At 74.6% G+C, this 17,778-nt stretch carries 10 protein-coding genes and 1 pseudogene; 6 read left to right on the plus strand and 5 right to left on the minus strand.

The features are described 5' to 3' along the window. Positions 1 to 543: 543 nt before the first annotated feature. Positions 544 to 2,358: a VanW family protein gene (locus EV374_RS22180; protein WP_132238399.1), complete on the minus strand. Its 1,815-nt coding sequence runs from the start codon at positions 2,356 to 2,358 to the stop codon at positions 544 to 546. Between the two features lie 179 nt (positions 2,359 to 2,537). On the opposite strand from EV374_RS22180, the gene nudC reads away from it, so the two are divergent. Beyond that, a complete protein-coding gene (nudC, locus tag EV374_RS22185; protein ID WP_132238401.1) occupies positions 2,538 to 3,458 on the plus strand; it encodes an NAD(+) diphosphatase in 921 nt (306 codons plus the stop codon). Positions 3,459 to 3,500: 42 nt separating this feature from the next. On the opposite strand, the gene EV374_RS22190 is transcribed toward nudC, so the two are convergent. Then, positions 3,501 to 6,032: a fibronectin type III domain-containing protein gene (locus EV374_RS22190; protein ID WP_132238403.1), complete on the minus strand. Its 2,532-nt coding sequence runs from the start codon at positions 6,030 to 6,032 to the stop codon at positions 3,501 to 3,503. Positions 6,033 to 6,052: 20 nt separating this feature from the next. After that, positions 6,053 to 7,312, minus strand: a complete 1,260-nt coding sequence (locus EV374_RS22195; protein WP_132238405.1) for a polysaccharide biosynthesis protein — start codon at positions 7,310 to 7,312, stop codon at positions 6,053 to 6,055. Positions 7,313 to 7,397: 85 nt separating this feature from the next. Here EV374_RS22195 and EV374_RS22200 point away from each other — a divergent pair. Next, a pseudogene (locus EV374_RS22200) lies at positions 7,398 to 8,963 on the plus strand (MmpA family trehalose lipid delivery protein); the annotation flags it as partial. Between the two features lie 140 nt (positions 8,964 to 9,103). Continuing rightward, entirely contained in the window at positions 9,104 to 9,298 is a 195-nt protein-coding gene (locus tag EV374_RS22205) for a hypothetical protein (protein WP_132238409.1), read from the plus strand. Here EV374_RS22205 and EV374_RS22210 read toward each other — a convergent pair. After that, positions 9,283 to 10,494, minus strand: coding sequence for a glycosyltransferase family 4 protein (locus EV374_RS22210; protein WP_486485891.1), 1,212 nt, complete (start codon positions 10,492 to 10,494; stop codon positions 9,283 to 9,285). The genes EV374_RS22205 and EV374_RS22210 overlap by 16 nt on opposite strands. 85 nt (positions 10,495 to 10,579) lie before the next feature. On the opposite strand from EV374_RS22210, the gene EV374_RS22215 reads away from it, so the two are divergent. Further along, entirely contained in the window at positions 10,580 to 14,890 is a 4,311-nt protein-coding gene (locus EV374_RS22215; RefSeq protein WP_132238411.1) for an alpha-(1->3)-arabinofuranosyltransferase, read from the plus strand. Here EV374_RS22215 and EV374_RS22220 read toward each other — a convergent pair. Beyond that, positions 14,782 to 15,981 (minus strand): acyltransferase family protein, encoded by a 1,200-nt coding sequence (locus EV374_RS22220; RefSeq protein WP_132238413.1) that lies wholly within the window; start codon positions 15,979 to 15,981, stop codon positions 14,782 to 14,784. The genes EV374_RS22215 and EV374_RS22220 overlap by 109 nt on opposite strands. 110 nt (positions 15,982 to 16,091) lie before the next feature. Here EV374_RS22220 and pgfA point away from each other — a divergent pair, with 110 nt between their 5' ends. Further along, positions 16,092 to 17,213 (plus strand): cell envelope lipid trafficking protein PgfA, encoded by a 1,122-nt coding sequence (gene pgfA, locus EV374_RS22225; protein WP_165947874.1) that lies wholly within the window; start codon positions 16,092 to 16,094, stop codon positions 17,211 to 17,213. Between the two features lie 413 nt (positions 17,214 to 17,626). After that, on the plus strand, positions 17,627 to 17,749 hold the full coding sequence (locus EV374_RS33550) for a hypothetical protein (RefSeq protein WP_486485892.1): 123 nt from the start codon (positions 17,627 to 17,629) through the stop codon (positions 17,747 to 17,749). The last annotated feature ends 29 nt before the right edge of the window (positions 17,750 to 17,778 follow it).

Consider the following 17,778-nt stretch of genomic DNA (forward strand, 5'->3'; position numbering starts at 1 on the left):
GCCGATGGTACTGCACTCGGGAGGGTGTGGGAGAGTAGGACACCGCCGGACAATCTTTCAGTTCAGGGCCACCCTTCGGGGTGGCCCTGAACTGCGTTACGGCCCATTTTGGGGCTCACGAGCAGCCACCCGCCGCGCTCCGCCGCCGCCAACCCCGCTGACGCCCCACTTACCGGAGCAGCTTGCCGAGGGGTACACCGACTCACGGCGGCACGCACTCAGCGGGACCAACGACCACGGCGAGAGCCCCGACATTTCTGGTGGCGACGGGCGGTCAGGTTCGCCCGACCTAATTCGCCCCGAGCCCCATGCGGCCGCGCGGCGGTTGGCCGGTGACCTGCTCACGGCCCTGCCGGTCGCTGCCAACCAGCGCGGGTGGCCCCAGGTCGTTCGCCGGGTGGGGACCGGCTTGGCCTTCCCCGACAGCCGCGACCACGTCAACTCGGCACCTACGAGGGCCGTGACGCGGTGCGCGTACGACATGGGGAAGCCCCGCCGGCGACGTCGCCGGCGGGGCTTCCCTGAGCGGTAGTCAGGCGGCCGTCAGGACGGCTCGCGACCGCAGATGAAGCGCGGCTCGGCGGAGTAGCGCCAGGTGAACTTCTCCCGCTTCACGACCTTGCCGTCCTTCTTGAACACCCGGTAGGCGTCCTGGGTGAAGCCCTGGCTGCCGCCGGCCGGGATGCAGGTGGGGCCGGGCTCCAGGTAGACCGTCTTCGGCTGGGTGATGTTGCGGCGCGGGGTGTACTCGGTCTTCACGCTGTCCCAGATCTTCGTGCTCCAGATCGACACGGTGATCGAACTCGACGTGTAGGAGGTGTCGATCAGCACGCCGTGCTCGGTGTTGTTGCGGAACTTGAAGTCCAGGTCCGGCCAGAAGATGGTCGACTCGATGACCGCCGGGTAGCGGCTGAACCAGTACGAGTGCGGCTTGTGCTCGACGTCCTCCAGCCCGGCGTAGTACGTCGCGTTGAACAGCGTCGTGGTGAACTGCGAGGTGCCGCCGCCCACCCCCGGGACCAGCTTGCCGTCGAGGATGACCGGGGCGTCCCGGTAGCCCTGGGCGTAGCCGCGCTCGCCGGTGTGCCCGTTGAGGGAGAACGTCTCGCCGGGCAGCACCACCGTGCCGTCCACGTCCTTCGCGATCGTGACGATGTTCTGGCTGCGCGGCGAGGAGAGCCCACCGGTGAAGTGTGTGGTGAAGGTGGAGACCCGCTCCTTGATGCCCAACCCGCCCAGCTTCGCCGCGGTCAGCTCCGGCTCCGCCGGCTTCAGCTCGCCGGTGACCTTCCGGTCGTCCGCCCTCGGCAGGACGGCGAGCAGGTCGCGGCCGAGGGCCGCACTGTCGAGCTGCTGCCCGGGCTTGCCGTCGACGACCTTCGGCTTGCCGCCGGAGATGGTCATCCGGGCATCCCTCGGCGGCACCTCGATCGCGGCGAGGTCGTCGCCGAGCGCGGCCCGCAGCCGCTTCACGTCGACCTGCGGGGTCAGCTTGCCGGCCTTGTCGGCGGTGAACCGCAGGCTCCGCGCGATCGCCTTCGGCGGGATCTGCACCGAGCCCTTGCCGGTGGTCAGCGTGACCGGGGCGGCGACGGCCGGCTTCGCCAGCTCGGCGACCAGCCGGTCCACCTCCTCGGCGGTGGTCGCCGGGTGGGACTCGACCAGCGGCACGGTCACCGGCTGGCCGGCGAGCCAGCCCTCCCGCACCACCTGCGCGGAGCGTTCCGGATCGAGGGCGAGGCTCGGCTTCGGGTGCACCGCCTTCGGCGTGGTGCCCTTCCAGGTGATCGCCGGCATGGTCATCTTCCGGCCCTGGTCGCCGACGACCTTCTCGAGGGCGGCGTCGAGCCGGGCGGCGTCCACGGTCACCACCGGCTGCACCGCCCGGGACCCCACGAGCCGGTCGACGGCGTGCGCGTCGGCCTCGGCCGCCGCCGCCACGGTGGCGTCGACATCGACCGCCAGGCCGACGGTGGCCGAGTCGATCGTGGCGGTCCGCTCGCCGACGCGTACCGACAGCGGGGCGTTGAGCGCGGCGGCGCGGCGTTCGAGCTCCGTCCGCAACTCCCGGGCGGCGTCCGCGCGGCTCCGGCCGCCCAGCTCCGCGCCGAGCACCGTCGTCCCGCGCGGCACGTCACCGGCATACGCGTAGGCGCCCGCCCCCGCCACGGAGGCCAGCACCGCCGTGGCGGCCCCGGCGGCCAGCAGCAGGCGGACCCGGCGGGACCGTGACCCGCCCGGTCCGCCCGCCGGCGCGACCGGCTCCGGCTCGTCACCGGGCCAGGTCACAGCCTTGACCTGCACGGTGGGCCGGTCGTCGGCGGGTGGAGTCTTCTCGCCGTACAGCGTCACGGTCACCTCGATCGGACGTACCACAACGGGGGAGCGCGCCTCCTCCCGGAAGACACCTACGGTAACCGGCGCCCCGGCGGGGCGGGAGTCAGCGCCCCACCCGTCGCTCGCGGCGTGTCGCCCGGCGTGTCGGGGGACACCGGCCGGTGGCCGGGCGGGGCGGCGGGCATGGCACGGTAGGGAACATGGGAGCGGACGAGGCGGTCCTGGCGTACGGGGGCGGTTGGCTGGACCGGGCGGGGGAGCTGCGTGCCGACCCGGAGCGGCTCGCCGCCCTGCTGGCGGACCCGGCGAGCACCCTGCTGCCGCTCTGGCGGGACCGCTGCCTGGTCGCGGGGGACGTGCCGGTGCGGCTGACCGGGGAACGGGCGGCCAAGGCGCTCACCGTCGCCGACGAGACCGTCTTCCTGGGCATGGACGAGGGCTCGGCCGTCTTCGCCGTCGACCTCTCCGGGCTGCCCGAGGCCGCCGCCGTCGAGGTGGCGGCGGCGGGCGCCGCCGTGGACGTCCGGGCGCTGGTCGGCCGGCTCGACCCGGCCGGGGCGGCCGTCCAGGCGTACGCGCGGGGGCTGCTGCACTGGCACCGGCAGCAGCGCTTCTGCGGCACGTGCGGGGCGTCGACCGTCGCCCGGGGCGGCGGACACGTCCGGTCGTGCGCGCGGGCGGACTGCGGCCGGCTCCTCTTTCCCCGGATCGAGCCGGCCGTCATCGTGCTGATCGAGGCGCCCGGCGTCCCCGACCGTTGCCTGCTGGCCCGGCATGCGGGCGCGCCCGAGGGGGCGTACTCGACGCTCGCCGGCTTCGTAGAGGTGGGCGAGAGCCTGGAGGACGCCGTCCGGCGGGAGATGGCGGAGGAGGCCGGGGTGACGGTGACCGACCTGGCGTACGTGGGCTCGCAGGCGTGGCCGTTCCCGGCCGGCCTGATGGTGGGCTTCCGGGCCACCTCCGCGTCCGAGGAGGTGCGGGTGGACGGCGAGGAGCTGCTGGAGGCGCGCTGGTTCACCCGGGACGAGCTGCGCGAGCGGGCGGCCGCCGGACGGCCGCTGGGCCGCGCCGACTCGATCGACCACCACCTGCTGCACTCCTGGCTGACGGCCGGGGCCTGACCTGGCCAGCTCCCCCAGCGCGCCGTGCCCACCGCCGGTGTTTCAGCGGACGAGCACGGCGACGGGCGCGGACGGCGTGCCGGTGTCGATGCCGTCGGTGGCGGCGACCCGGAACTCGTAGCGGTGCCCACGGACCAGCAGCACGGCGGTGAAGTCCGTTCCACCCACCGGCACCGGGTCCGTCCGCCATTCCCCGCCGGCCGTGACGTCGCGGACCTGGACGCGGTAGGCGAGGCCCGGCCCCGCCGGACGCCAGCTCAGTCGCGCCTCGCCGTTGCCGGCCGCCGTCGCCGCCAGCCCGGCCGGTGTGGGCAGCCGGGGGATGGCCCGGACCGGCCTGCTCTGCCGCCCGGCACCGGCCTGGTTGGCCGCGGCGACCACGAACTCGTACTCGTGTCCGTTGCGCAGCTGGCGGATGGTGGCCTCGGTGCCCTGCACGGGCACCTCCTCCTCGGTGAACTCCCGCTCCCCGGCGGTGAGGTCCCGCCGGTAGACGCGGTGCCACCCGCCGGGACTGGTCGAGCGCCAGGTCAGCTCCACCTCGGCCGTGCCGACCTTCGTCACCCGCAGATCGGTCGGCACCACCTTCGGCGCGCTGAAGGTCGCCCGGGCCCGCACCGGCGGGGAGAGCGGTCCCTCGCGGTCGCGGTCCACCGCGCTGACGGTGAACTCGTAGTCGTGGCCGTGCTCGAGGTGGCGGGCGAGGTGGCTCGGTCGGCTCTCGAGTGCGGGTGGGCCGGGTCGGCTCTGGCCCGCCGTCACGTCGCGCCGGTAGACCCGGTAGGAGACGCCGGGACCGAGGTTGGCCCAGCCCAGCCGGATGTCGCCGTCCGGCTGGGCCTGTGCGGTCAGGCGGGCCGGCGCGGCCGGCGGGCTGACCGAAGCGGTGGCCCGGACGGGCGTCGAGGGCGGGCTGTCCCCGCCGCCGCCGACCGCGACGACGGTGAACTCGTACGTCCGGGCGTGCCACAGCGAGCCGACGGTGGCGCTGGTGCCGGTGAACGTGCCGACGAGGGCCGGTTTCCGCTGCCCCGCCGTGACGTCACGCTGGTAGAGCCGGAACACCTGGACGAACGGGACCGGCTCCCAGTGCACCGCGACGTCCCCGGTGCGGCCGGCCTCGGCCCGCACCCCGCTCGGCGGCGGGGGCGGGGGCACGGTGGCGGTCATCCGCGCCACCGGCGAGGGAGGGCCCTCGCCCCGCCGACCGACGGCGGTCACCCGGAACTCGTACTCGTGGCCGTTGACCAGGAAGTCGGCCGAGGAGCGGGGCTCGGCGGACGGCTCGCCGATCCGCACGAAGTGGGTCTGCCCGGCGGTCACGTTCCGACGGTGCACCAGGTAGCGCAGCTCGTCATCGACCGGGACGGGACGCCACCGCAGCTCGGCGTTGCCCGCGCCCCGCGCCTCGGCCGTGATTGCCGCCGGCGCGGGCGGCACGTCGGCCCGGTCCGGCCGGGGGCGGGGCCAGTCGACCTCGACGAAGCGCGGCCGGTAGAGGCCGGCGTCGGCGTACGTCACCGCGTCGTCGACGTTGTTGACGTTGTAGGAGATCAGCAGCTTGCCCGGACGAGCCAGGTCGGGGTGCAGGTCGGCGTCGTAGACGAGATGCCCGGCGTCCGTCTCGGGCGCGCGGTGCAGGTAGTCCGGCCCCTCGAACGGACCCGTCGGCCCACCCGCCGTGTACGCCACCACGTCGGCGCTGAACACCAGGTTGTTCTCGTGGGTCACGAGCACGTACCGGTCGCCGACCCGCTGCACCCCGTACGACGTGCCGACCCCGCTGAGGATGCGGGCGGACCGGTCCGCCGCGGGCGCCCAGCCGGTGCCCGTCCAGAACTCCCACGGGCCGTTCAGGTCGGTCCCGGCGACCCGGGCGAGATGCGCGAACTTCGTCTCGCCGCTCGCCTCGGTGCCGTAGATCAGGGTGTGTCCGCCATCGCGGAGCAGGCTGGAGCCCCACGAGATGCGCTCTCCCAGCGGCAGCGGCCGGACCGCTGTGGGTGTCATGCCGGGCAGTGCGAACGTCGCCAGCGAGGTGCCCAGCAGGACGTGGTCCAGCGGGCCGTCGCCCGTCCGGCGGTAGCGGTTGACCAGCACCTGGAGGGTCTCGCCGACGACCTGGGCGTCGCCGATCCAGTAGAACTGGTCGGCCGCCGGCGGCGGCACGAGCGAGGCGGGGTCCTCGACGGTGCCGCCGTGCACCGTCTCGCGCAGTTCGTCGCCCTGCTGCACCACGGCCGAGTTGTTGATGAACGACGCGGTGCGGGGGCGGGAACCGTCCGGGCCCACAGGGCCGAGGAACGTGTCGGAGAAGAGCCAGAGGAGCCGGCCGTCGGGGAGCCGGACCGAGGCCGTCCGGTCGGCGCCGTTCCACCGGCCGGAGGTGTCGCCGTACCGCTCGAAGAGGGCGGTGAGCCGGTCGGCCGACATGCCGCCCTCGGCCCGTGCCCGGCCCGGTACGCCGGCCGTCAGGGTGAGCGCCAGCGCGGTGGCGTAGAGAACGAGCAGCCAGCGGGCGTGGGTGCGGGCTCTCCCTGGACCGGACCCGGTCGTGGCGGTGCCGACGCTCACCAGAAACCCCCGTCTCCTGGTTATCCGTCCCGCACTGTGACATGTCCTCCCGCTTGGGTGGTAGTGGCCGTACGGGTGCGTTTCGACCTGCTGCCCCGTTCGTGGGCCAATGTCAGGAGTCCGGTGGCGACGGCGGTGACCGCCGCCGTCGCCAGGGCGGCCCCGGCGATCCCGGCGACGGTCCGCGGCACGACGGTCGCGACGGCAGCCACGAAGATCACCGTGGCCGTCCACAGCGGCGCGGCGGGCCACCGGACCGACGCCGCGACCCGGGCATTGACCAGGATGAACACGACCGCGTACAGGGCGCCGGTGGCGGCGAAGAGCGGGGCGTAACGACCGGCCGCGGCGTAGTCGGGGCCGCCGGCCAGGCGGAAGGCCAGCCCGCCCGCGAGCGCCGAACCGAGCACCAGCACCGCCCCGGCGCCGGCGACCAGGGCCAGCGCGGCGACCAGGGCCCGCCGGTCCCCCTTGGCCAGGCGGGGCAGCACGAGCACGGTCACCACCTGCGGCGCCCACAGCGCCCCCTTGGTCAGCACGGTGCCGACGGCGTAGGTGCCGGAGACGTCCGGCGGCAGGAAGCGGCGGGCGAGCAGGAGATCGGCGTACGAGACCACCAGCATCGCCAGGGTGGCGCCGCTGGCGGTGAGCACCGTCCGGGTGGCGAGGGAGGGCACGGCCGGGTCGATGCCGGCGCCCCGGTTGAGGCGCACCAGCAGGGCCAGCACCAGCACCGAGGTGAGCGCGCCGGCCAGCAGCGACCCGGTGAGCCCGCCGCCGAGCGAGAGCCCGGCGACCATGCCCCCGTAGCGACCGGCGCCGAGCAGCGCCATGCCGCCGGCGAGCCGCAGGAAGCGCTGGTCGCCCTGCAACTCGCCGAGCCATCGGCCGGCCGCCACGACCGCCACGGTCAGCACGCCGAGCAGCAGCACCGCCGGGGCGGTCAGCCGGAGTTGGACGGCGGCCACCGGCAGCGTCAGGGCGAGCAGCGCGGCGGTGACGAGCACCGTGAGCAGGGCCGGCCGGGCGGTGGCGGCGCGACCGTGCCGGGCCCGGTGCACGGCGACCGCGATCTGGAGCCCGGTGCTGGCCACGCCGCCGATCGCAGCCAGCGCCAGGAGCGTGGCGAGCGCGCTCAGCTCCGCCGGATCGAGGTGCCGCGCGCCGAGGACGGGCACCACGTAGGCCAGCCCGTTGACGAACACGCCGGCGAGCGTCACCGCGACGCCGGCGGTGCCGAGCCCGGTCGCGCGGCCGGGCTTCTCCGAATCCGTACCCATCAACCGTCCCGTGTCGCCGGCACTCCCGGCTGTGCAACGGGCGCGCGTACAGTGGCGCCACGCCGGTGCCACGCCGGTCAGCGTAATGAGGAGGTCAACCCTGCGGGAGAGGTCGATGCTCGTCGGGCTCGGGCTGGCCGTCACCCTGCTGGTGCTGGCTCCGCTGGCGGCACCCGGTTACGTGCTCAGCTACGACATGGTCTTCGTGCCGCACCAGCCGTGGCGCGCCGAACTCGTCGCCCCGTCCGACTCGCTGCCCCGGGCGGTGCCGTTGGACGCCCTGGTGTCGCTGGCGAGCCAGGCGGTGCCCGGCTGGCTGGTGCAGCGGCTGGCGCTGGTCGCGGTGCTGCTGCTCGCCACCGTCGGCGCCGGGTTGCTGGTGCCGGCCCGGCACCCGGTCACCCGGCTGGTGGCCGCCGTCGGGTACGGGTGGACGCCCTACCTGGCGGAGCGGCTGCTGATCGGGCACTGGGGCCTGCTCCTGGCCTACGCGTCGCTGCCCTGGCTGGTGCTGGCGGTGATCCGGCTGCGGGCCGGTCAACGGCGGGCGCTGCCGCTGCTGGTGCTGGCGGCCGCCCTCGCCGCGGTGACCCCGACCGGCGGCCTCATCGCCCTGGCGGCCACCGTCGTGCTGGTGCCCCGGCGCGGCGGGGGCCGGGTCGGCGCGATCGCGATCGCGGTGGTGCTGCTGCTGAACGCCCCCTGGCTGGTGGCCGCCGCCCTGACCAGGGCGGACGCCCGGACCGACCCCGACGGGGTGGCGGCGTTCGCGGCGCGGGCGGAGAACTGGAGCGGAGCGCTCGGAGCCCTGGCCGGCACGGGTGGGATCTGGAACGCGCAGACCACACCGGTGAGCCGGTCGTCCCCGCTGGCGCCGCTGGCCACCGCCGTCGTGCTGGCCCTGGCGGTCCTCGGCTACCGGGCGCTGCGCCACCGGTGGCCGGACGGGTTCTGCGGCCGGCTGGCCGTGCTGGCGGCCGGCGGGTTCCTGCTCGCCGCCCTGGGCGTGCTGCCCGGCCTGGGCGCGTCGCTGGAGTGGCTGGTGGCCACGGTGCCGGGAGCCGGGGTGCTGCGCGACGGGCAGAAGTTCCTCGTCCCGTACGCCCTGCTGGTGGCCGTGGGGTTCGCGCTCGGCGCGGAACGGCTGGCCGGGGCGGCTGGCCGGGTCGGGCGGGCCGGCGCGGGCGCGGTGCTGGCCGGGGCGCTGGCGCTGCCGGTGGTGGTCCTGCCGGACCTGGCGTTCGGCGCGGCCGGCCGGCTGCGGCCGGTGGCCTATCCGGCGGACTGGGACGCCGTCGCCGCCCGCCTCGACGGCCAGCCGGGCGAGGTGCTCTCGTTGCCACTGGGCTCCTACCGGGCGTATCCCTGGAACGGCGGCCGGACGGCGCTCGACCCGCTGCCCCGCTACGTCGACGCCGAGGTCCTCGTCGACGACACGCTCTGGGTGGGCACGAGCGAGGTGAGTGGGGAGAACCGGCGCGTCGCGCAGGTGCGGCAGGCGCTCGACTCCGGTGCCCCGGTGCGGGCCACCGGGGTGCGCTGGGTGGTGGTGCAACGGGTGGCCGGCGGGCAGCGGACGGACCCGGCGACGCTGGTCGGGCTCCGCGAGGTGTACGCGGGCGAGGACCTGACCCTGTACGAGAACCCGGCCGCAAACGGCGCCGGCACGCGGTGAGCTGCCGAGGGATTCCCCCTGCCAGGCCGGAATCGATCGTCCTCGCGGCCCTCCCCACCGACGCTACTTGGTGGTAACGTCCCGCGCACGCAGCTCACGAGGAGGAAGTCAGCACCATGCGCAGTGCTCTCTCGTTGGTTCTCGCCGGAGTGATCGCGGTCGCTCTCGGCGTCTTCGGGTCGGTGGCGCTGGCCACCACCCTCACCGGCACCTCGTCGTCCGAGGCCGCCAAGGCCGAGCAGGCCGCGCGGACCAGCTCGGACGGCGGTGGCGGCGGCGCCAACAAGCCGCTGGTCTACGGCACGAGGTAGGACGGCTCCACCGGTTCCATCTGCTCCGCCGGCACCACGCTCCGAACGTTCGCGGCCCTCGTCACGAGGGCCGCGAATTTTTCGCCCGAGATCGGCCAGGTGAAGCGGGCAGCGTGCGCCCGCGCCGCCGTGCCCATCGCGGTGCGCCGAGCGTCGTCGGTCAGCAGCAGTCGCACCTTGGCGACGAAGTCGTCGACACCGTCGGCGAGCAGGCCGGTCTCGCCGTCGACGAGCGCCTCCTCGACTCCGCCGGCACCGCGGAACGCCACCGTCGGCGTACCGACCGCCCCGGCCTCCACGATGGTCAGCCCCCAGCCCTCCTTGAGCGAGGGGGTGAGCGCGACCCAGGCGCTGGCCAGCAGCTCCCGCTTCTCGGCGTCACTGATGAAGCCGGTGAACCGGACCCGGTCGGTGACGCCCAACTCCTCGGCGAGCTGGCGCAGCTGCGGCTCCCACCAGCCCTGGCCGGCGACCACGAGGGTGAGCCCCGGCAGCTCGCCGGTGAGCCCGGCAACCGCGTGCAGGGCCAGCTCGACCTGCTTGTGCGGCACCAGCCGACCGAGCACCACCAGGGACGGCTGCGGGGTGCGCGGCACCGGCCCCACTGTCATGTCGGGGGTGCCGTTGTGCACGATGGCGACCCGGGACGGGTCGATGCCGAGGGTGGCCAGTTCCCGCCGGGTGGCCGCCGAGACGGTCACGTACTGGCAGCGGCGGTAGACGCGCGGGGCGAGCCAGGACTCGACCCACCAGCCGAAGCCGGCCAGCCAGCGGCCCAGCACCACCGGCCACTGCTCACGGTGCACGTGGTGCACGAGTGCGATGACCGGCCGGCGGGCGTACAGGGCGGACAGGAAGGGCAGGCCGTTGCCGACGTCCACGATCAGATCGGGGCGACCGCCCCGGCGCCGGGTCAGCGGCCCGAGGCCCAGGGCGCCGGCCAGGTAGACGAGCGCGGCACGCAGGTAGACGGTGTGCCGGCCGCCGCGCCGCAGCACGCGTACGCCGGCGGCGGTGACCTCCTCGGCGGGGCCGGCGGAGTGGGTGGCGCAGAGCAGGGTGGCCCGGTGGCCCCGGCGTACGAGTTCACCGGCGATCCGCTCGACGTACACCTCGGAACCGCCGCCCTCCGGGTTCCGGGTGTCGCGCCAGTTGAGGAAAAGTACGTGCCGGGTGGCGGCAGGCGGTGCTTCCACACTTACTCCTACTGCCGAGTAGTCTTCGCGTCGCGTCACACTATGGGCTTCGTCACGGCCCCCGCAATGCCCGATCGGAGGCGAAATGCAGCAGGCGCCGGCCCGCCCGGAGCTGACCGACCGACCGGACGCCACATCGAGAAGGGTGTGGCGTCTGCGCTTGGTCGCGGTCTGTCTCGGTTTGTCGGCCCTGGCGTTCCTCCAGGACCCGGGCATGATCGTCATCGACACCAAGGTGGACCTGGCGGTCGATCCAGCCGGATGGCTGAGCCGCGCCCTGCACGTCTGGGACCCGGACGGAACCTTCGGCCAGCTTCAGAATCAGGCGTACGGCTACCTCTGGCCGATGGGCCCGTTCTTCCTGCTCGGCGAGGTGCTCGACATCCCGGCCTGGGTGGTGCAGCGGCTCTGGTGGGCGCTGGTCATGACGGTGGCCTGCACCGGCGTGGTCCGGCTGGCCGAGCGGCTGCACATCGGCACGCCGGCCGCCCGCCTGCTCGCCGGGGTGGCCTTCGCGCTCTCCCCCCGGCTGGTCACCGAGCTGGGCCCGATCTCGGTGGAGGCCTGGCCGAGCGCCCTCGCACCCTGGGTGCTGGTGCCCCTGGTGGGGCTGGCCCGAGGCGGCTCCGTACGCCGGGCGGTGACCCTGTCCGCGCTGGTCGTGGCGTGCGCCGGCGGCGTCAACGCGACGGCGGTGCTGGCCGTCGTGCCGCTCGCCGGTCTGTGGCTGGTCGGCCTGCACCCGTTCCGGCTGCGGGTCCGGGCGCTCGTCGCCTGGGGGCTGGCGGTGGGTGCCGCCACCGCCTGGTGGCTGGTGCCCCTGCTGCTGCTGGGCCGGTACAGTCCGCCGTTCCTGGACTACATCGAGACGGCGCCGGTCACCACGGCCCCCACCGACATGACCACCGTGCTGCGCGGCGCCTCGCACTGGCACGCGTACCTCAACGGCGCGTACGGGCCGCCCTGGTCGGCCGGCTGGCGGCTGGCCACCGAGCAGCCGCTGGTGATCGCCACCCTGGTGGTGGCCGGCCTCGGCCTCGCCGGCCTGGCCCGGCGCGGGATGCCGCACCGGCGCTTCCTGGTCACCGGCCTGCTGGTCGGGCTGGCCCTGGTCGGGCTCGGCCACGTCGGCGCTGTCGACGGGTTCGGCGCCCAGACGCAGCGGGACTTCCTCGACGCGGCCGGCGCGCCACTGCGCAACGTGCACAAGTTCGACGTGGTGCTGCGACTGCCGCTCATCCTCGGGCTCGCCCACCTGCTGGGGCTGGTGGCACGGGCGGCCCGCGCGGGCGACCGGCCCGACGTGAACCCGGGCCTGCCCCGCCTGCTCCAGCCGGTGCGGCTGCGCGCCACGCTGGTCACCGGCGCCGCCCTCGTCGCGGTCGCCGGGGTGGCCGCCCCGGCGCTGGCCGCCGGACTGCCCGCGCAGGGCAGCTTCCGGGAGGTGCCCGGCTACTGGCACCAGGCGACCTCCTGGCTGGACAGCAACCTCGGCGACGACCGGGTGCTGGTGGTGCCCGCCGCCCGCTTCCCCCGCTACCTGTGGGGCAGCCCGAGCGACGAGGTCACCCAACCGCTGTTGGAGAGCCCCTGGGCGGTACGCAGTTCGGTGCCGCTCACGCCGCCGGGCACGATCCGGCTGCTCGACGCCGTCGAGTCGGCGCTGGCCAACGGCGAGGGTTCCGCCGGGCTGGCCGACCTGCTCGCCCGCTCCGGCGTGCGGTACCTGCTGCTCCGCTCCGACCTCGACTACGGGCGCTCGGGCGCCACCCAACCGGTGGTGGTCCGGCAGGCACTGCAACGCTCGCCCGGCATCCGCCCGGTGCGGGCCTTCGGACCGGAGGTCGGCGGCGGCCAACTGCCCGGCAACTTCGTCGACCACGGGCTGGACGTGAAGGTCCGGGCCCTGGAGGTGTACGAGGTCGCCCAGCCGGTCAGCCCCGTCGTCGCGTACGACGCGAAGGGCCTGACCACCGTGGTGGGCGGGCCGGAGTCGCTGCTCCAGATCGCCGCTGCCGGCCGGCTCTCCGACGCCCCGACGGTGCTCGCCGGGGACCGGCCGGCGGGACTGGCCGACGGCCCGGTGGTGCTCACCGACGGGATGCGCCGGCGCGAGGTCGCGTTCGGGCAGCCGCACGACAACGCCTCGGCGACCATGACGTCGGCCGACGAGGCGAGGCTCGGTGCGCCCGCGCGGGACTACCTGCCGCCGTGGGGCGAGGGCCAGGCGACCACCGTGCGCTACCTGGGCATCGGGTCGGTCACCGCGTCGAGTTCCTGGTCCGACGCGCAGCCGCTGGTCGGCGGCCGGCCGGCGCACCAGCCGTACGCGGCGCTCGACGGCAACCTCGCCACCGCCTGGCGCTCGGCGCCCGGGACGGTCACCACCGCGCAGTGGCTGGAGGTGGAGCTGACCGAGCCGCAGGTGGTCCGCGAGGTGGGCATCGTCTTCGACACCGGCGCCGACTCCCTGCCCACGAAGATCACCGTCAGCGCCGGCAACCAGCAGGCGGTGGTGGAGAACCCGGGCCAGAGCGTGCAGGTCACCGTGCCCGCCGGCTATCCGACCCGGCGGGTGCGGATCTCCATCGACGAGGTCTTCGACATCCGGGCCGGCTTCGGCGGCGTCGGCATCGCCGAGATCACCATCCCGGGCGTGCGGGCCGAGCGCACCCTGGCCGTGCCGGCGCCCCCGGCGACCGCCGCCCCGGCCTCCGTGGTGCTCACCGCCGCCGCCGGTGCCGCCCCCTGCGTCTTCGACGAGGGGCGGCCGATCTGCGACGGCGGGCTCGTCCGGGAGTCCGAGGACGGCGACCGGATCGACCGGACGTTGAGCCTGCCGGTCGCCGCCGGCTACGACGTCGCGCTACGGGTGCGCCCGCGTGCGGGCGGCGCGCTGAACGCGCTGCTCGACGGCGGTGGCGCGGCGGCCGTCGCGCGCGGGGTCACCCCGGTGGTCGCCGCCTCCAGCGTCGGCGTCTCCCACCCCGCGGCCCGGCCGGGCGCGGTGGTCGACGGCGACCCGGCGACGACCTGGTACGCCGCCAGCTCCGACCGGCAGCCGTGGCTGCGCCTGACCTGGCCGAAGGCCCGCCAGATCGCCGGGCTGAAGGTGACCCTGCCGCCCACCGCGGCGGCGGCCCGCCCGTGGCAGGCGACCGTGATCGGAGACGGCGGCATGCGCGGCGGCGTCTTCGACGAGGGCGGCAGCCTGGTCTTCGACCGGCCGCTGAAGACGGACGAGATCACCGTGCTGATCTCCGACGTGGTGCCGGCCAACACCTTCGACCCGTACCGGCGGCTGTCACAGAGCCTGCCCGTCGGCGTCGGCGAGCTCACCGTGCTGCCAGACGGACCGGTGCCCCGCAACGACCCGGAGGCGCGCGTCACGCTCCCCTGCGGCAGCGGGCCCACCGTCGAGGTCGGCGCCGTGCGGCGCCGGACGGCGCTGGTCGCCAGCCGGCGGGAGCTGGCGGAGCTGCGCGAGGTGGACGCGCTCCTGTGTGACGCCGGAGCGAAGGATCCGCTGCCGCTGGCCGGCGCAGAGGTGCGGGTGGTGGCGGCGGCGAGCCGCCTGGCGACGCCCACCCGGCTCGTCCTGACGCCGCACGCCGTGGTCCCGGGGCCCACCGACGGCAGCGCGGCCGGCTCGGCGGGCGTCGCCGGCTCGGCGCAGGTCCCCGACGCCGTGCAGACCCCCGTCCGGGTGGACGGCTGGTCGGCCACCCGACGGTCGCTGCACCTGGACGGGTACCCGGGCCAGCGGGTGCTGGCCCTGCGGGAGAATGCGAACGCCGGGTGGGAGGCCACCGCCGGCGGCGAGCGACTCACCCCGTTCGTGGTGGACGGCTGGCAGCAGGGCTGGCTGGTGCCGGCCGGGTTCTCCGGCGAGGTGCTGCTGCGGTTCGCCCCGGACGACGGGTACGCCCTGGCGCTGGGCGCCGGCGCGATCGCGCTGGGCGGGGTCGCGCTGGCGGCCCTGATCCCGAGCCGGGGCGTGCCGGCGCCGGCGACGGGGCCGCCGCGTCGACGCCGGCACCGGCTGCTCGCCCTGCTGTTCGGCGGGACTGCGCTGCTGCTGGTCGGCGGCCTGGCCGCGGTCGCGGTGGCGCTGCTGGCGGCGGCCGGCGTGGTGGCCGGCCACGCGCTGACGCCGCACCTGCACCCACCGGACCGGCGCGGGCTGCGCCGGCTGTACCGGGTGGCCGGGCGCTGGCTGCCGGTGACCTGCTTCGCGCTGGCCGGCTGGTACGCGGTGACCCGGGGTGGGCACACCGACGCGGCGCCTCAGTTGGCGGCGGTCGCCGCCGTGACGGTGCTCTGGTTCTCCCTCGTGCTCCCGCGCCGACGCGGCCGGGGGGCGTTCCAGCGCTGGAAGGGGCGCTCGACGGCGTAGTAGCTGACGGCGGCGAGGACCAGCCCACCGGCGACGGTGAGCAGGAAGATCTCGCCCGTGTCGCCGGTGAAGTTCGGCCGGTCGCCCACGATGTAGACCCCCTCCAGCACGAACGGGTGCCAGAGGAACAGCCCGTAGGACACCCGGCCGAGCCACCGGCCGACGGCGCCGCCGAGGACGGCCTTGGTGCGGGTGGCCGGCCCGAACGCCACCGGCAGCACCACCATCACCGCCACCAGGGCGTACAGCGCCATCTTCAGCCCGAACTCGGCGGCGGTGGGCTCGGCCAGGTCGCGGGGCCCCACGATCGGCGTGGTGGCCACGGCCAGGGCGGCCAGCGCGACCGACCAGCAGGCCAGCGGTGCGGCGCCCAGGTCGTCCAGCCACCGCCAGCGGTGACCGGTGCCGGTGCGCAGCGACACGTGGACGGTCGCCAGCGCCATGCCGGCGCCGAACCAGCCGGCGTACGAGGGCAGCCACATGGTGTGCAGGCCCAGGTCGAGCAGGCCTGTTCCCATCAGGGCCACCCAGCCGACGGTGATCGCCAGCCCCGCCGCCACGATGAGGACGGTGGACCGGCCGGGCCGCCAGCGCCGCCGCATCAGCAGCACGGCGAGCAGCGGCAGCAGCAGGTAGAAGGTCGCCTCGGTGGCGAGGCTCCAGGTCTGGCTCAGGCCGTGGCGCAACTGCCGGGGCTCGTAGATCTGGGTCAGCGTCAGGTGCCGCCACCAGTCGCCGGCGGAGGCCGGCTGATTCTGCGGCAGCACCAGCAGGCAGACCACCACGGTCAGCCAGTAGGCGGGCAGGATGCGGGTGGCGCGGCGCCACAGGTAGCGCCGGGCGGAGGGGGACCGCTGCCCGGTGGCCGACGAGTGGGCGTACGGACGGAAGAGCAGGAAGCCGGAGAGCACGAAGAAGACGGCGACGCCCACGTCGAGGCGGGACAACCAGCTGCCCAGCCCCGAGTCGCCGGTGTTGGCACCGGTGGCGAATCCGACGTGGTGCCCGACGACGGCCAGCGCGCCGATCACCCGTACGGCGTCCAGCGCGGGCAGTCGGCGGAGGTCGTGATCCGGAGTTGGGGCAGACATCAACCGTCCAGAGGGTCGCGTGAATATGTAACCCGGGAGTAACCTGCGGCCAAGTTTAGGGACAGGACCGCTCGCCGGACACCGGCTGACTGTCTTTGTTAGGAGGATCAGTGAAGGCTCGTCTGGGCGCCGTGCTGTTCGGGATAGGCGTCTTGTGTCTCGTGCTCGCCGCGGGGGCGGCGTTCTTCGTGGCACCGACGGTGACGAAACTGCCGTACGACCTCAAGTTGTGCAATGCGGAGGGCAAGCCCGAGGGCTGCCTGAAGCCGAGCGTCGCGGTGGCGGAGAACGCCAAGTTCCTGCAGCTCAAGAAGGACGCCCCGCCGACCGTGCAGACCGGCAGGCTGGAGTCCACCACCGAGGTGGCGCCGCAGGCGGGCAGCACCGAGGCGGAGATGACCGGCGACCTGGAGGGCAAGGCGGTCGTCTGGGGCGCGTACGGCACGGTGAAGTGGGTCCAGACCGGCGAGGTGATCAGCCAGTACTCCGCGGAGTTGGCCCTGGACCGGAAGACCGCCGCGGCGGTCGACTGGGACAAGCAGTTCCTCCAGGCCGACGGCCCGGAGGGGCCGAGCGAGGTCACCTTCGGCGGTCAGACCTACAAGTTCCCGTTCAACACGGAGCGGAAGGACTACGAGTACTTCGACCGTGACCTGCGCAAGGCGCTGCCGATCCGCTTCGACGGCACCGAGAAGATCAACGGTACGGAGGCGTACCGGTTCCAGCAGGTCATCGAGGAGACCGACCTGGGCATGCCGGCCGAGCGGGTCGGCGCCCTGCTCGGGGCGTTCGCGCCGGGCGCGAGCAGCGGCAAGGTGATGTACAGCAACACCCGCACCATCTGGGTCGAGCCGGTCAGCGGCAACTTCGTCAAGGTGCGCGAGCAGCAGAAGAAGACGCTGGTGCCGGACCAGGGCGCGAGCACCCCGTTGCTGGACGGCGACTTCGTCTACACCGACCAGACGATCGCCAACAGCGTCGAGTCTGCCGGGAACAACCGGGACAAGCTGCTGCTGATCGGTCGGACCATTCCGCTCGTGCTGACGGTCGTCGGCGCTCTTGCGCTGATCATCGGGCTCTGGCTGGTGCTGGCCGGACGCCGGGCCACCGCCGCCGCGCGGCACCGCGCCGACGGCGACGCCGACGTTGCCACGGCGCCCGCCCAGCGGGCGTCGTCCGAGCAGGTCACCTCCGGGGCGCCCGTGCGCGACGGCGAGGCCGGACACCGGTAGCGGACACTCCGGTCGGCGTCCAGGTGCGGGCGTCGGTCACCGGCAGCAGTTGACAGGCCGCCACCGTCGTCCCCCGTCCGGGGGCGACGGTGGCGGCCTGTTGTGCGGGAGGCCTCGCCGTTACTGAACCGTAACCTGAATCGCGGCTCGTCACGGACGGTCGTGCGCGAAGGGTGGCGTGCCCGGTTTGCGCGAGAATCATTGATCAATGTCCATGGATGCGGGGGTTCGGTCGCGTTGGCTCACTACTCCGCGTGACCTTGGCTGTGGCGGTCGGCAATCCGGGCCTTGTGACCTGCGTCCTCGCGCGGCATCATCGTCCCAGTTCCTACTCGCCGGTAACTGTGGCAGCCCGGTACGGGGCCGTCGCCGATCGACCGGTGACCCGCGCGCCATCCCTGAGGGGAGGAACCGTGCAGGACCGGTTCGACGACCCGGGCCGCCACCGGTGGCGGCGCTTCGCCGCGCTGCTGGTGTCCGACGGGACGACCCACCCCGTGGCAATCTCGGGCATCCGCAGCGCCACGCTCTTCTGACCTGAATTCCGGGACCGCGGCTTGTGCTC

The sequence above is a fragment of the Micromonospora sp. CNZ303 genome (assembly GCF_004345505.1).

Coding starts and splice junctions, on each gene's coding strand:
- nudC (WP_132238401.1), top strand. CDS start 2,538: ATGGGAGCGGACGAGGCGGTCCTGGCGTACGGGGGCGGTTGGCTGGAC.
- EV374_RS22195 (WP_132238405.1), bottom strand. CDS start 7,312: ATGGGTACGGATTCGGAGAAGCCCGGCCGCGCGACCGGGCTCGGCACC.
- EV374_RS22205 (WP_132238409.1), top strand. CDS start 9,104: ATGCGCAGTGCTCTCTCGTTGGTTCTCGCCGGAGTGATCGCGGTCGCT.
- EV374_RS22215 (WP_132238411.1), top strand. CDS start 10,580: ATGCAGCAGGCGCCGGCCCGCCCGGAGCTGACCGACCGACCGGACGCC.
- EV374_RS22220 (WP_132238413.1), bottom strand. CDS start 15,981: ATGTCTGCCCCAACTCCGGATCACGACCTCCGCCGACTGCCCGCGCTG.